Consider the following 15424-nt stretch of genomic DNA (forward strand, 5'->3'; position numbering starts at 1 on the left):
CGGGGAACTGAAGGGTGCTATCTGTTTGACCAAAGCTTTCTTCACAGATCAATTACCTTGCCTGGGTTCATAATGTTGTTTGGGTCAATAGCCCGTTTAACAAGTTTCATGCTGTTTATTGAAGTTGAATGTTCATCTAAAAGGTATTGTTTTTTGCCAAAGCCTATTCCGTGTTCACCAGTACAGGTGCCGCCTAGTGCTAGGGCGTTGTTGACTATTTTTTCTGCCAGCGTTTTAGCGGCTTGATGTTGGTTGTGATTTTCTGGATCGAAAACAATTAATACGTGGTAGTTACCGTCACCAACATGGCCAACGATTGGGCAGGGTAAGTTACTTAACTCAGCATCTGTTTCGGCTTGTAAGATGCTTCTAGCTAGCGCTGAAATTGGAACGCATACATCGGTTGTAAGTACCTTGCCATTAGGAATAATCTGATGAGCCGCATTGTAAGCATTGTGTCGTGCTTGCCAAAGCCGGTTGCGACCTTCAGTGTTTTCAGCCCAGATAAATTCACTGCCGCCAAATTCATTGCAGATATCTTTCAGGAGCATAATGTCTTCTTCGATCTTTGCTTTAGAGCCGTGAAACTCAATAAATAGGGTAGGTGCAGCAGCAAGTTCGTGTAGCTGGGAAAACTCAATGCAAGCTTTCATTTGGGCCTTGTTAAGCAATTCTATTCGAGCAAGTGGAATAGAGAGCTGCATGGCATTGATCACCGTATCTGTAGCATCAGCAACGGTTTTAAAGCTGCATACAGCTGAACGAATCACTTCGGGAATAGGGTGAAGGCGAAGTTGAATCTCTGTGATAACGCCTAAGGTACCTTCAGAGCCAACTAGCAATTGCGTTAAGTTGTAACCAGCTGAGCTTTTACGGCTACGCGTGCCTGTTTTTATAATGTCGCCTTCAGGTGTAACCACAGTTAAGCCGATAACGGCATCTAACATGGTGCCATAACGCACAGCGTTTGTACCTGAGGCTTGTGTTGCTGCCATACCGCCAATACTCGCATTAGCACCAGGATCAACTGGGAAAAATAAGCCGTCATAGCGTAAGGCTAGATTGAGCGCTTCCCTAGTTACACCTGCTTGAACGCGACAATCCATATCCGCGGCATTGATTTCTATTACCTGATCCATTTCTGACAGATCGATTGATATGCCGCCGTTGACGGCGAGTAGATGCCCTTCGACAGAAGAGCCAACGCCAAAGGGAATGACGGGAATCTTATATTGATTGCAGAGTTTGACGACTTGAGCGACTTCCTCGTTACTGAAAGGATAGACAACCGCATCGGGCGCTATACAGCCATAGCTATCTTCGCCTTGACCATGCTGTTCGCATACAGGTTTAGATAGGTCTATTCGATCACTAAATGTAGTGGCTAATTCAGTGATAACTTTCTTTAGATCAGCTTGAGAATAACGTTTATGCGCACGCATAGGTCATCAGCTCGTATTTTTATTGTTGTCACTACATTAAAGCAATAAATTATCAATAAGAACAAGCTATTAGGATGATAAGTATCTAGGGGGCATACCAAATATAGGGTTGGGCTTTCCTTTGCCCGGCAGCTCGTGTCCATGAACGCTGTTTATTATTGCGTGCGATTGTTAAATTAGCGTGACAAGGTGAGTTTTTTTAACTCTTCGATAATCAGCGATCGAATGAAGGCGGTAAATTCTTCAGGTTGCTGCGTACGATCAACAAGGTCAATAAGACTGGTTGCGACCTCAGGTTTAAAGCGACGATCATTTCCGGCTAGTTGGTAAAAGCGATTGACCCAATGAGTGCCATATTCTGCGTCTACATCTACCATCAACATCGCCTGGGCAAGCACTCCTTGTTTAATATTTTTTTTGTTAGGCGGTGACAGAATGATTTTTTGTGCTGTGCCAGTAATCTTAAGCCCGCCTACATTGAGATTGTAACGGCCATCACAATAAGAGCCTTCTGTGCTGCCATATTCTGCATTGAGTCCAATCTGGGATAATGCACGTTTAATAGGTTCACATAAGGCGATATAGACCATATCTAAATCAAAAGCCTGATCTGTGCGCTGTGGAAATATTATGGCTAGGTTGATAATGCCTTGTTGCAGAGGAACTGCGGTGCCGCCACTATCTCGGACGATAACTGGCCAATGCTCTTGTTCAAGTTGTTCGCAGGCTTGGTCAAAGTTTGGAAATCGAGTTTCCTTCCTAGTGGCAACTAAGCATTGGGTTGTTTCCCAAATACGTGCGGTTGCTCCCCGTTTAGTTTGTGCGACCTCTTTTAATAAGGCGAAATCTTGTTCAAGAGCTTGTATAGGGTTGCAGCAGATTGGTTCATCGATGATTCGCCATCTTTTTTGTTGGGTGAAAATATCTGTAAAACTGGTTTCAGACATTAAAGCTCCGAATAAAAAAATTAGGGGTTGTTCATGCATTTCATGATGCTATGATCGCCCTCAAATTTATAGCACGCTGATCAATCTAAATGAATAAAACAATTCCTGCTGCCAACGTAGATAACTTGAGCACTTGGGTAAAGTATAAGAGTAGTCACTGCGATTCTTGCAGAGGTACTTGCTGTAGTTTGCCTGTAGAGGTTCGCTTTAGTGATTTAGTAAGAATGGGCGTAGTGGATGAGTTTGAGGCAGGTGAGCCAGCGAAGCGTTTAGCTAAGCGTTTGATGAAAGAGGGTGTGGTAGGGCACTTTAATCATAAATCAGAGATTTACACACTATCGCGCTATGCTAACGATGATTGTATCTATCTAGATCAAAAAACAAGATTGTGTACTATCTACGTGCAACGTCCTGATACATGTAGAAATCACCCTAAGGTTGGTCCTAAGCCGGGTTTCTGTGCTTATCAGCCAAAATAGATCAGAATATGAATCGACCTATCCTATATTCATTTCGTCGCTGTCCCTATGCCATACGAGGGCGTCTAGCAATTGCGCAATCTGGTGTTGAAGTTGAGCTCAGAGAGATCGTGCTTCGAGATAAACCCGAACATATGCTGGATATCTCACCTAAAGGGACCGTTCCAGTTCTATTACTTCCTGATGGCACAGTGATAGATGAAAGTTTGGATATCATGCATTGGGCTTTGGCTCAGAATGATAGCGATAATTGGCTTGAAGCGGATCGTAATCAGATCGATCAATTGATCAAAGAGAATGATCATGAATTTAAGTGTTGGTTAGATAAGTACAAATACTCCGATCGCCACCCAGAGCACTCGCAGACCTATTATCGTAACAAATGTGAGTTATGGTTGGTTCAACTAGAAGAGCTCTTAAATCAGAACAGAGAATCTCTAGTAGCTGGTGGGAAATCGCTGGCTGATTATGCGCTTTTACCGTTTATTAGACAGTTCGCGCATGTAGATCTCGATTGGTTTAATGCTGCAGATTTTCCGCATGTGCAAAGTTGGTTATCAGATTTTAAAGAATCAGATCTCTTTCTTGGTGTTATGAAGAAATATAAACCATGGAAAGAATCACAAGAGTTAATCGTGTTTCCAGAATAGATGTCTTACGAAATGGACAAGGATGCTATGACCCTAAGTTATAAACGAAAAAACAAACTAAAGCCTACGACTGCTGAAGAGAAAGCTGAAAATCTTGGTCGGGCAGTATCGACATTATGTGACCCTAACAACCAAGCATGGTGTGAGGCATGTAAGGATTTATTGCTGCAAGATAGCCTGGTTGACGGTGAGTGCGTTTTTCGTAAAGAAAGTACGGAAAGTTAGCCGCAGTTTTAGGATTTAAATACAAGGGGAGCCAAATGGCTCCCCTTGTCATTTTTACTGTTTCTCTTTAATGAGCTGCTTTAGCTCTTCGATCTGCTTAGAAAGGTCTTCGATGGTCAAATCGCCATCAGCCAGTGCTTTCTCTTTGGCTTCTTCTGCGTGCTCATTTTCCATAACATTTACAACGATACCGATAACCATGTTTAGAAAGGCAAATGTAGTTAGGAAGATAAAGGTTAAATAGAAAATCCAGCTAAACGAATATACAGCCATGGTTTCATACATAACATCCGTCCAATCTTCGAATGTCATAACCCTAAATAGCGTGAGCATCGAGATTGATATATCTCCCCAAAGTGTCGGGTTGATATGGGCAAAGAATGAAGCACCGATTGCTGCATAGATATAGAAGATGATGAACATCAACAGGATAACGTAACCAAGCTGCGGCAGCGCCTTAATGAGAGAGTTAAGGAGCAAGCGGAGCTCTGGCACCATAGATACCATTCGTAATACGCGGAAGATACGGATCAGTCGGCCAATCAGTGCCATTTCACTGTCTTGAATAGGAATCAAGCTGACTACGACGATAATCGTATCAAAGACGTTCCAAGGATTTTTAAAGAAACTTTTTTTATCCGGTTCGCCAATAAAGCGTACAGTTATCTCAACTAGGAAGAATAGTGTGATACCTGTATCAAGCCAGCTGATGAACGTTAATACATGATCAGGAATGTCGTAGGTCTTTGCGCCAATAACCAAGGCAGAAAAGATAATGACTGCCACAACAAAAAATTCAAATATGCGATTGTTGCGGAGTTTAAAGAATTTGTCCTGAAGGGTTAGCGTGCTCATGGTGACCTAAACTCGAGTAAATAATTCAGCGTGAACTTTACTGTTGTTTGGCAAGGTTGAATAGATCTTTTAGTGAAAAAAATGTCGTTCTTTTGTGAGTTATTAGGTGATGCTATCAGTATCATATTCATCAGGCGGTTGGATGATAAAAACGGTCCTGAAGGAGCGTTTTTAATTCAATTACCATGTGAAATACTTGCGCAAATTTTCAGAATTGCACCTTAAAAAAGGAGTTAGGTGATGAGAAAGGTTGAGCAAGGATTATGGTCATTAAGATGGATTATGCTTTTGACCGTATTTTCTGTAATGGCCGGTGCATTGTTGCTGGTGGGCTTTGTGATTTATGACTTTGTTCACTTAGCGCAAATAGCGTTCTCAGAAGGTATTGGTTTGAATGCGCGGACTGAGCTGCTAATGATCCTTATCGAAATCATTGATCAGGCCTTGATGGCCGGTGTTATGTTGATGTTTGGTTTTGGTATCTACGAAATCTTTATCAGTAAGATGAATGTGGAGGGTGGTAGTAGTCAACGGCCGAAGTTGCTGGTTATTGAAAGTATTGATCAGCTCAAAGGTAAATTGGGTGCTATGGTCATCATGATGCTGATTGTTAAGTTTCTATCTTTAAGTACAGAGATGGAAATATCAGAACCGTCAGATCTTCTTATGTATGCAGCATCAGTGGCTTTACTCGGTTTAGCTTTGTTCTTAACTAATACCAAAATGAAAGACAAACAAGCTAAATAGAACACATTCACCAAGGCTAGGCGTTGTTCTAGCCTTGAGTACTCTCTTCTGTATTAGGCGTTATCAGATCCTGTTTTTTGCGTCGTTGCACGAGTATGCCTTCCACACTAAATATCGCCAAAGCAATCCAGATCATTACAAACGTAATGAGCCGATTTTGGTCCATAGGTTCGTTGTAATAAAACACAGCAATAAGAAAGGCGATACTTGGGCCTATGTACTGGAGTAGGCCAACCATAGTAAGACTTAATCTTCTAGCGCCTGAGGCAAACGCTATCAAAGGTAAGCTAGTTACTAGCCCTGCAGCTAGCAGTAACATTTGTATCTCTGTAGAGCCGTTCAGCAGTACAAAATTACTTTGTGAACTAAGCCAAATCATATAAACCAAAGCCATTGGAAACAGCCATAGAGTCTCAACTAATAGGCCTGTGATTGAGTCTATTGGGATCTTCTTTCTTAAGACGCTATAGATCGAAAAGCTAGTGGCTAGCGTCAGTGCTACCCAAGGTAGTTCACCAATTAAAATGATTTGGTAAAGCACTGCAATAGTGGCAATGGCAACAGCGATTAATTGTAAGAAACGAAGTCTTTCCGAAAATATAAAGAATCCAAAAACTATATTTATCAATGGGTTAATAAAATAACCTAGGGTTGTTTCAACAATTCTTTGTTCGGAAACCGCCCATATAAATACTAGCCAATTAATAGAAATAACTAATGCTGACAGGCCGAGGCTGAGCAAGATTTTAGGAGAATTTCTAAGCGTAGTAAGCTCACTCAGCTTACCTTTAAGTAAGAGGAAAAGCCCCAAAAAAACCACAGACCAAACAACTCGATGTGCTAAGACTTCGAATGCAGGCACGTCATCAACTGCTTTAAAATAAACCGGTACAAGCCCCCACATAACAAAAGCGGCGACGGCATAATAGATACCTTTTTGGTGCTCATTAGCACTCAGATTTTGCATATCAAATTACTATTTTGGGCTTTGGATGTTAGGGAGTGATACGTCTCTAAACAGAAAACGTTGCTGAAAACTATCACTGGTTAAAGAGACTAATCGGGTTAGCAAGCTGATGAGTAGAATGCTGAAAATCAGCCTAGCCCACAGAATTCCAGAAAGATCAGCCCCCATAGTCATGATAAGTAAGGTGTCTTCGATTAAGCTGTGGCACAGACTAAGTAAGCAAAGGGCTGAAAAGCAGTCTTTAGGGCTGACATTGCCACTTTCTGCTTCACGGATAAGCAAACCACCGCCAAACGACAATCCAAGGGTCACGCCGACGATCGCAAGAGATGTAGCTTTCTTGCTGATGCCCATAAACCTTAAAAAAGGTTGTAGCAGCCAAATCATTAAGCGTTCTATATGTAGCCAGCGAAGAAGCTTTAGAAGTGTGAGCAGTGCTGTGACTATTACCACGATCATAGCAAGACTTTGTAGCTGGGTGAGTACCCAGTTAATCAGGCTTGGATCAGTAGCTTCAGGTTGCCACAAAAGCTCGACTGGTGTGTTAAGCCAGTCGCCAGCAGAATAAGTCAGATTAAGCAGAGCGCCTAATACAAGTGCGCCTACAAAGCGTAAAAGAAAGGCAAATATAAGGCGCATACCTGCTTTTTGAGTGATTCGTAATTCTAGCGGTAGTCCGTGAGCTACAAGGAGCATAGTACCCAGAACTGTAACTTGGGCAACAGTGAGGTTCTCTTGAGGTGCTGCCTGAAAGAAAATTACTAGGCCTGCATAGATATTGGTCAACATGGTTGTAGCCCATACGATCCCCATGGATTCAGGCAGTCCAACAAACAGCATCAGTGGTTCTAATACAGCGCTGATGTAAGGAATGGCACCAATCTCTTCCAAAATCTTAACAGCAATGATGATAGGTATGGTTAGCTTGAATAGCAGTAAGCAGACAGCATAGATCTCACGACCAAGATCGGGCAGTGTTTTGGTTAAAAGGTCATGTGTACTTACTGGCTTAATCATCATGGTAATGCTTCAGTAGATTGAATTAGCTATTTTAATTAAGCTTGTAAAAATAAAATTAGAAAAACTAGCTTGTTAATTAATATAAATTTTGTTTTTGCGGTTATTTTCTAATTTAATTCAAAAAAATAGTTAAAGAGTGGAATCTAATGGATATTCAACTAGATCGTATTGATCGCCATATCCTTAAATGCCTACAGGTGGATAATCGAATAAGTAACCAAGCGTTGGCTGAGGAAGTGGGCTTATCACCACCTGCTTGTTTGCGACGGGTTAAACAGTTACGTGAGCAGGGCATCATTATGGCCGATGTGGCCATAGTAAACCCGAGGGCTTTGGGTAAGGTGCTTAATATCATCGTAGAGGTAGAGATGATCAGAGACTCTATCGATGTTCACGACATGTTTATGCGAAAAATGCAGGACGCCACAGAGGTTACTCAGTGTTACCAAGTGACGGGTGATATCGATTTTGTATTGGTCATTATGGTGCCGGATATGGAAGCATACGAGGCGTTTGCTCGTCGTGATTTAGCCAGCGATCCGAATCTTAGAAAATTCCGTTCGTTAATCTCATTACGTAGAAACAAGTTCACAACAGAAGTAGATGTAGATCATCTTTGAATGCTTACAGAAGAGGGTAGTCAGTAAGAGATAGTGAAGAGACAAAAAAGCCGGCTTGGATAAGCCGGCAAAAGAAGCACGTTTGTCAGGGTATGTACAAACGTTATGGTGAAGATAGTGATGTGCCTTTTATTGAGATCTATATCATCGAATAAAAGGCACCGGGTAAGAGATATTAAGCAAACAGATTTAGCTATCTTGTTTGGCTTTAACCTCTTCGTACCATAGGTCGTGATGTTGTTTAGCCCAGGTTTCGTCAACGTAACCTGTCTTCATTCCTTCTAGTGCACCTTCAGTACCTACAGTACCGATATAGATGTGACCAAAAGAACCAACAATCAGAATCAAAGAACCAGCAGCATGTAGTAAGTTGGCAATCTGCATAGTTTCACGAACTTGACCGAAGTTTTGGAAATCCAAAACCAAGCCACTACCGCAAACAACGATACCAACGATTGTTAGAAGCCAGAACCAAACTTTTTCACCGCCATTCATGTATCCAGCACTAGGGTGGGCTTTGCCGATAATGCCGCCACCTTTTAGGAACCAGATTAGGTCTGTTCGGTTAAAGAAGTTATGTTTGATCCAGCGAACAATCATAAACAATAGGCCGATTACAAAGATCGGACCTAAGTAGTTATGCGCTAGCTTGCAAAGCATAATGTAGCTTGCCCACAACGAATCACCCATTGCTGCTCTTAAGAAGAACTTCCCGTAAAGGATGCTCAAACCAGAGATTGCTAAGATGATAAACAGGATAGCCACAGTCCAATGGTTTGCTCGATCTAGACGTTTCCACCGCTCAATAAGCTGACCAGAACGCGGGTGATCAAGTTTTTTCTGACCAACGATTAGGTAGAAAATTGCTAGAACAGCGAGCGTACCGCCAATAGCATAAGCACCTGCAGGTGTAACCCATTGGTTACGCCAGTGGCGCCATTCTTCGCCTTTCACATTGATCAATTGACCTGCTTCTCGAGCTTGAACTTGAGTGCGACCTTCTTCAGCTTCCTTCACAACCTGCCAATAGTCAGCGCCAGCAAAGCCAGCAACTTTGGCATCTGAAGGTACTGCTTGAGCAAAGCCTGAAAAAAGGAGCGCAATAAGCAAAACAATTCGAGATGGCAATATAAAGCGGAGCATAATGTCCCCTCTAGTCAATGTGCCGGGAGCGAACTCCCGGCAACCTGTTGGGTTTATCAGACTTTCTGAGTTGCGTCGTAAGACAGATCTTCTTCTGTCATAGACCAAGCACCGTCGTTGTGACCACGGTAGATCACACGCTCACGGAAGATGTCAGAAACGTCGTTGGCATCACCAGCAAGTAGGGCTTTTGTAGAGCACATCTCTGCACATAGTGGCAGTTTACCCTCAGCAATACGGTTAGCACCGTATTTAGCTTTCTCTTCAGGGCTGTTGTCCTCTTCTGGGCCGCCTGCACAGAATGTACATTTGTCCATCTTGCCACGCTCACCGAAAGCAGCGTCGCTAGGGAACTGTGGTGCACCAAATGGGCAAGCGTATAAGCAGTAACCACAACCAATACATAGGTCTTTGTTATGCAATACGATGCCGTCGTCTGTCTGATAGAAACAGTCAGTAGGGCAGACCGCCATACATGGAGCATCAGAACAATGCATACATGCTACGGAGATCGAAGTTTCACCCGGTTCACCATCGTTGATCGTTACAACGCGGCGACGGTTGATACCCCATTCCACTTCATTTGCGTTTTTACATGCTGTAACACAGCCGTTGCATTCGATACAACGCTTGGAGTCACAGAGGAATTTCATTCTAGCCATTGTCTGTTACTCCTTACGCAGTAGCTTTCTGAACGCGACACAAGGTAACTTTAGTTTCCTGCATCTGTGTAACTGGGTCATAACCGTAAGTGGTAGCAGTGTTAGCTGCTTCACCCACTACATAAGGTGCTGCACCTTCTGGGTACTTATCAGTTAGATCTTTACCCTGGAACTTACCACCGAAGTGGAATGGCATGAATGCAACGCCTTGTTCTACACGGCGTGTAACAAGTGCTTTAACAAGAACTTTACCGCCTTCAGCACCTTCTACCCATACATCTTCGCCATCTTTAAAGCCAAGAGTATTTGCATCAGCAGGGTGTACTTCAACGAACATGTCTTGTTGTAGTTCAGCAAGCCATGGGTTAGAACGCGTCTCTTCACCACCACCTTCATACTCAACCAGTCGGCCGGAAGTAAGAATGATTGGGTACTCTTTAGAAAGATCTTTGTCCTGAATAGACTTGTACATAGTCGGTAGACGGTACATGGACTCAGAGTCATCCCAAGTTGGGTACTTGCTTACTAGGTCACGACGAGTCGTGTATAGCGGTTCACGGTGTAGAGGTACTTTGTCTGGGAATGTCCAAACAACAGCACGTGCTTTCGCGTTACCGAATGGAGAACAGCCGTGAGCGATAGCAACACGCTGAATACCACCAGAAAGGTCAGTCTTCCAGTTTTTGCCTTCAGCCAGCTTCTTCTCTTCAGCAGTCAGGTCATCCCACCAGCCAAGCTTCTTAAGAAGTTTGTCAGTGAATTCTGGGTAACCGTCTTTAATGTCAGAACCTTTACCGAAAGAACCTTCAGCTAGTAGGTTAACGCCGTCACGTTCAACACCGAAACGTGCACGGAAGGTCAAACCACCTTCAGCTACAGATTTGCTTGTATCATAAAGGATTGGTGTGCCTGGGTGACCCTGCTCAGCAGTACCCCAGCATGGCCATGGCATACCATAGTATTCGCCATTAGCTGGACCGCCTTCACCTGCAAGCGTGTCGTAGTTAAACGTGTGCCAGTTTTTCTGGTGTAGTTTAAGACGCTCAGGGCTCTGACCTGTGTAACCGATAGTCCACATGCCTTTGTTGAATTCACGCGTGATGTCTTCAACTACAGGCTGGCCGTTTTGGATAGCGATGTTTTTGAACAGTTGCTTCTCGAAACCGAACTTCTTAGCAAACAAGTACATGATTTCGTGGTCAGGCTTAGATTCGAATAGAGGCTCGATAACCTGGTCACGCCACTGTAGGGAACGGTTAGAAGCTGTAACAGAACCGTAAGTCTCGAACTGAGTACATGCTGGGATCAGGTAAACACCGTCTTTACGATCAGACATTACCGCAGCATGAGTTGGATACGGATCAACGATTACTAGCGTATCTAGTTTTTCGATCGCTTTTTTCATTTCTGGACCACGAGTCTGGGAGTTCACAGCGTGACCCCAAGCAACCATAACGCGAACGTTATCGTTCTGATCCATCAAGTTTTTGTCTTCTAGAACACCGTCAATCCAACGAGAAACTGGAATACCTTTGTTGTTCATAGGTTTCAGTTTGCGGTGAACTTTCTGGTCGAAGCGGCTTTGCATCCACTCGAAATCTACGTCCCAAACTTTTGACCAGTGCTTCCAAGCACCGTCGGAAAGACCGTAGTAACCAGGTAGTGTGTGAGATAGTACGCCAAGGTCAGTAGCACCCTGTACGTTATCGTGGCCACGGAAGATGTTAGTACCGCCACCAGATGTACCCATGTTACCTAGGGCAAGCATCAAGATGCAGTAAGCACGAGTATTGTTGTTACCCGTAGTATGCTGAGTACCACCCATACACCAGATAACAGTACCTGGACGGTTTTCAGCTAGCTCTTTAGCGGCGCGGCGCATTTGTGCTTCTTTAACACCAGTAACACTTTCAACTTCTTCTGGTGTCCAGTTTTTCACTTCTGCACGAACTTCGTCCATGCCGTATACGCGCTGTTGGATAAACTGCTTGTCTTCCCAACCGTTCTCAAAGATGTGCCACAGTAGGCCCCAGATGAACGCAACGTCAGAGCCTGGGCGAATGCGGATGTATTCGTTCGCATGAGCTGCTGTACGAGTGAAACGAGGGTCAACACAGATGATGTGCGCCTTGTTGCGCTCTTTAGCACGGAAGATGTGCTGTAGAGAAACAGGGTGAGCTTCAGCTGGGTTAGAACCAATTAGCAAAATAGATTTTGCGAAGTGGATATCGTTGAATGAGTTTGTCATCGCACCGTAACCCCAAGTGTTTGCTACACCGGCTACAGTTGTTGAGTGACAGATACGCGCTTGGTGGTCTACGTTGTTAGTACCCCACATTGCTGCGTATTTACGGAATAAGTAAGCTTGTTCGTTGCTGAATTTAGCCGAACCCAACCAGTAAACTGAATCTGGGCCAGATTCTTTACGAACCTGTAGCATTTTGTCACCAACTTCGTTGATAGCGTCTTCCCAGGAGATTTTCTTCCATTTGCCATCAACAAGCTTCATTGGGTATTTCAAACGACGGTCGCCATGACCGTGCTCACGTAGGGCAGCACCTTTAGCACAGTGTGCGCCTGCGTTGAATGGGTGGTCGAATGCTGGCTCTTGACCAGTCCAAACACCGTTTTGTACTTCAGCGTAAACACCACAACCTACAGAGCAGTGTGAACAGATAGTACGTTTCACTTCTGTAGGTGCACCTGGAGCTACAGTTGCAGCTTCAGCTTGCTTCATCATGCCTGGCGCCATGATACCTGCAGTCGCAACACCACCCGCAGCTACACCTGAGTTCTTCAGGAAGCGACGGCGGCTCAAACCTAGACCGGTTGCCTTCGACGGAGCCGCAGGCTGATCGGATTTTTTCGTTAGTCTCATTTCCTCACCTCTTGCGGCTATCAGTTACGACAAGTTTCGTAAAAGCTACGAACGTGCTCAGTTTCTTTGTAACCGGAACCTTCCTGTTTCTCACCTGATTCAGCAGTAGTTACTTTTGCTTGTGCTGTGCCTGCTACGGCAACTGCACCAGCGGCAGTACCCGCTAATCCAAGTTTCTTCAAGAAGCCGCGGCGGCCTGTGTTAGGCTTTTCTTGCTGGCTCATTTTGTTTCTCCGCATCAACGTCGACAGATTTTGTCTGTCTTTGCCCTGTTTTTATTGTTTTCCGCCCTCACGTGCGGCAGGTGATAACTGCAGGTACCAGTTATCTTCCTGTTGCATAAACGCATGACCTAACAAGCCAACCGCAGTATAAAAAACGGCAGTTTTTGCGCTCTGCAAATCTGTAAAAAACTTTTGTGCCCAAGTTTGGATATGTTTCTGCCAAAACTGGTGTTGTACTTCATAACCACGACCTGTGCGGATCAGCATGCTCATCACTTCACATAGCGCCGCAATGTGGTCTTCTGGTTCTTTCACGTTTTCTTGGCGTTCAAAACCAAGAATTTCGAGATCTTCACGTAGGAAAGCTAGTGGTTTTTCCATTAGGGAGCCGGTTAAGTACCAGCACGCAAAAGGCATTAACTCACCACGTCCTACACCGATGAAAAGTTGCGTGTATTCATCTTCTAGCTGGGATGGCTCAGAGTGTTTAGCTGCAAGAGCAAGGGTGCTCCATGCACGAGCCATAGGTGTGTCTTCATCTTGATCCGATTCAAGCTCTTTTAACCAAGCAAGTAGGTCAGCTTCAGGTTGCTTGCGAAGCATGGTTGCAAGAAGTGCATAAATGTCTGCACGAAGCTCATCTGTTTCTTGTAGAGCAGGGGCTGCATTTATCATGTTAGTCATATCCTGCTCCTTACAGTTCTAATTGCTTTTCAGGGTTAGCGGTCAGATCGGTGTAGATGTCATTTACACGACAGTCTTCACACATTTTTAATCGTTGAATGGCATCGCCTTGGAAGAAACGATGAGAGCTCAGCTTCTCGATCATTTTGTCTACAGTGCGTTTAGGCGCAAATGGCTTACTGCAGGTGATGCATTCAAATGCTTCGTCTGTATGGATCTGAACAGGGATTGCGCGTTCAGCTTTCAGATTTAGCTGTGTAACAAGCTCAATGGCGTTTTCAGGACATGCGCTTTCACACATGCCACATTGAACGCAGCTTTGTTCACGGAAATTAAGGGCCGGCATTTCTCCGCCATCAGTCAGAGATTGGGTGGGACAGACGGCAACGCAAGACAGGCACAAAGTACAGCTTGAGCTGTTTACGTTGACCTGACCGAAAGGAGCGCCCGCCGGCAAGGCAATAGAATCTTGGTTTGCAGTTTCGCCATGCTCAGTTAAATGCTCTAGAGCAACGAACAATGCTTCACGCTTATTTGTCTCAGTTACAACTGAAATAGTTGGGATAGAGCGGTAAGACGAAGCAGATTGGGCATTAGGCAGATCATCTTGTGTGATTAGTTTAATCTGCTCAGTAGAGTAGCCTAACCCTTCGAGCATAGCGTGGGTTGTTTTTAATTCACGTTTAAGCAGATCGCGAACCATATCAGGCACATTAGGTGTGTCTAGCAGTAATACTTGCTGAGCACCTGAGGCTAAACTAATTAACCAGCTCTCTTGTCCTGCAGCTGCCACTTCTTCTAGAGACACAGGTAGAACATTGTCAGAAAGAAGTTCTGGTTGGTTGGCAATGATCTCAGCGCCAACTTCATGATCATGGATCAGAATCGTTGGTGCAGTGCCGCCGTTGTTCTGATAAGTAGAAATCAATCGGTGCAAATAATTATGCAGCATAACCGGTTGAGGTAATGCGTAAGAGATCGCTCCAGTAGGGCAGGCTGTAGCACAACCACCAGCACCATGGCACATATGAGGATTGATCTCGATTAAAGCTTTAAAAGAGGTAATCGCATCAGCAGGGCAAACATCCAAACAGCGAGTACAGCCCGTTTGACCGCGATTACTGTGTGCGCAGATGTCGTTATTAATTTGGAAGTAACGAGGCTTTTCAAATTCACCAATGTAGTTCGGTAGCTCTTCGATGACCTCAGAAAATTTGCTGCTTTCAGGTGAAACGTGGAAGTAGCCTGCAGGCGGTAGATCTGTGGTGAATAAAGACTCTTGGCCTAAATTTAAAATCAGATCGAAGCAGTTTTTATTCTGAGCAATCTTTGCAAAGTTTTCGTTATTGCCCTGGTGATCGATAGTAACTTGAAACTGACCTAGGAAGCCTTTGATCTGGCTAAGCTTCGCCGTGTGAACTTTAAGCTCAGGTGCAGCGTCAATCGCGCGTTGTAGGTGGTCAGTATCAGTATTGCTAATTGGATCGGTAGCAAGAAGAGTAATGCTTGCCATGCCGGACAGTTGTGCTGCAGCTAAACGAATAGTGTCCTCGGCACCCGTAATTAATAGGTGACCGTAGGTGCTGTAAGTTACTGTCGCAGGCGCTAGGTTCTGCGGAAAAGATACTTGTTTTATCGCCAAATCACGTGCTTTGGCGTTTACACTCTGCTCTGTCGTCATTCTCTACCTCACTGACTGAAATAGGGTGCATTCTGTCGATGCTTTACTCTCTATCTCAGGGGCGACTCAAACGTTTAGGTTTTTCGTCACAATTTGTTATTTATATAAAGCAATCGGAGAACCAGTTTTTGGCTGTCTAAATTCCCCTAAAGCGCATTTAGGTCTGTCGTTTTTGTTTTTCTTAAGTCAGGGTGGGACAA

15 protein-coding genes are annotated in these 15424 nt (G+C 44.2%); 4 read left to right on the plus strand and 11 right to left on the minus strand.

From position 1 onward, the window contains the following. Window positions 1-41 precede the first annotated feature (41 nt). Window positions 42-1442 carry an FAD-binding oxidoreductase gene (locus tag ACMXYW_RS07745; protein ID WP_415905793.1) on the minus strand — a complete coding sequence of 467 codons (1401 nt, stop codon included), beginning with the start codon at window positions 1440-1442 and terminating at the stop codon, window positions 42-44. A 176-nt stretch (window positions 1443-1618) separates the two neighbouring features. Continuing rightward, window positions 1619-2389, minus strand: coding sequence for a biotin/lipoate A/B protein ligase family protein (locus tag ACMXYW_RS07750; RefSeq protein WP_415905794.1), 771 nt, complete (start codon window positions 2387-2389; stop codon window positions 1619-1621). 89 nt (window positions 2390-2478) lie between these two features. Here ACMXYW_RS07750 and ACMXYW_RS07755 point away from each other — a divergent pair, with 89 nt between their 5' ends. Then, entirely contained in the window at window positions 2479-2868 is a 390-nt protein-coding gene (locus ACMXYW_RS07755; RefSeq protein ID WP_415905795.1) for a YkgJ family cysteine cluster protein, read from the plus strand. Window positions 2869-2876: 8 nt separating this feature from the next. Continuing rightward, window positions 2877-3518 carry a glutathione S-transferase gene (locus ACMXYW_RS07760; protein ID WP_415905796.1) on the plus strand — a complete coding sequence of 214 codons (642 nt, stop codon included), beginning with the start codon at window positions 2877-2879 and terminating at the stop codon, window positions 3516-3518. A 279-nt stretch (window positions 3519-3797) separates the two neighbouring features. On the opposite strand, the gene ACMXYW_RS07765 is transcribed toward ACMXYW_RS07760, so the two are convergent. Further along, window positions 3798-4598, minus strand: a complete 801-nt coding sequence (locus tag ACMXYW_RS07765; RefSeq protein ID WP_415905797.1) for an ion transporter — start codon at window positions 4596-4598, stop codon at window positions 3798-3800. Between the two features lie 240 nt (window positions 4599-4838). Here ACMXYW_RS07765 and ACMXYW_RS07770 point away from each other — a divergent pair, with 240 nt between their 5' ends. Beyond that, window positions 4839-5345: a YqhA family protein gene (locus ACMXYW_RS07770; protein WP_415905798.1), complete on the plus strand. Its 507-nt coding sequence runs from the start codon at window positions 4839-4841 to the stop codon at window positions 5343-5345. A gap of 28 nt (window positions 5346-5373) precedes the next feature. Here ACMXYW_RS07770 and rarD read toward each other — a convergent pair whose 3' ends face one another. Continuing rightward, a complete protein-coding gene (rarD, locus tag ACMXYW_RS07775) occupies window positions 5374-6312 on the minus strand; it encodes an EamA family transporter RarD (RefSeq protein WP_415905799.1) in 939 nt (312 codons plus the stop codon). A gap of 9 nt (window positions 6313-6321) precedes the next feature. Further along, the gene (locus ACMXYW_RS07780) at window positions 6322-7332 is read right to left on the minus strand and encodes a hypothetical protein (RefSeq protein WP_415905800.1); all 1011 of its coding nucleotides are present in this window, start codon (window positions 7330-7332) and stop codon (window positions 6322-6324) included. 146 nt (window positions 7333-7478) lie between these two features. Here ACMXYW_RS07780 and ACMXYW_RS07785 point away from each other — a divergent pair, with 146 nt between their 5' ends. Then, window positions 7479-7952: an Lrp/AsnC family transcriptional regulator gene (locus ACMXYW_RS07785; RefSeq protein WP_415905801.1), complete on the plus strand. Its 474-nt coding sequence runs from the start codon at window positions 7479-7481 to the stop codon at window positions 7950-7952. 189 nt (window positions 7953-8141) lie between these two features. Here ACMXYW_RS07785 and ACMXYW_RS07790 read toward each other — a convergent pair whose 3' ends face one another. The 6 genes from ACMXYW_RS07790 to ACMXYW_RS07815 are packed head-to-tail and all read right to left on the minus strand — an operon-like array spanning window position 8142 to window position 15224. Beyond that, window positions 8142-9095 carry a formate dehydrogenase subunit gamma gene (locus tag ACMXYW_RS07790; RefSeq protein WP_415898324.1) on the minus strand — a complete coding sequence of 318 codons (954 nt, stop codon included), beginning with the start codon at window positions 9093-9095 and terminating at the stop codon, window positions 8142-8144. A gap of 56 nt (window positions 9096-9151) precedes the next feature. Next, entirely contained in the window at window positions 9152-9757 is a 606-nt protein-coding gene (fdh3B, locus tag ACMXYW_RS07795) for a formate dehydrogenase FDH3 subunit beta (protein WP_415881339.1), read from the minus strand. A gap of 13 nt (window positions 9758-9770) precedes the next feature. Continuing rightward, complete coding sequence (locus tag ACMXYW_RS07800) at window positions 9771-12635, minus strand: molybdopterin-dependent oxidoreductase (RefSeq protein WP_415894601.1); 2865 nt, start codon at window positions 12633-12635, stop codon at window positions 9771-9773. Between the two features lie 20 nt (window positions 12636-12655). Continuing rightward, window positions 12656-12859, minus strand: a complete 204-nt coding sequence (locus tag ACMXYW_RS07805) for a twin-arginine translocation pathway signal (RefSeq protein ID WP_415901208.1) — start codon at window positions 12857-12859, stop codon at window positions 12656-12658. 51 nt (window positions 12860-12910) lie between these two features. Further along, the gene (locus tag ACMXYW_RS07810; RefSeq protein ID WP_415905802.1) at window positions 12911-13543 is read right to left on the minus strand and encodes a TorD/DmsD family molecular chaperone; all 633 of its coding nucleotides are present in this window, start codon (window positions 13541-13543) and stop codon (window positions 12911-12913) included. A 10-nt stretch (window positions 13544-13553) separates the two neighbouring features. Further along, a complete protein-coding gene (locus tag ACMXYW_RS07815) occupies window positions 13554-15224 on the minus strand; it encodes a 4Fe-4S binding protein (protein ID WP_415905803.1) in 1671 nt (556 codons plus the stop codon). Window positions 15225-15424 lie beyond the last annotated feature (200 nt).

Source organism: Neptuniibacter sp. QD48_55 (genome assembly GCF_047778115.1).
Classification (GTDB): Bacteria; Pseudomonadota; Gammaproteobacteria; order Pseudomonadales; family Balneatricaceae; genus Neptuniibacter.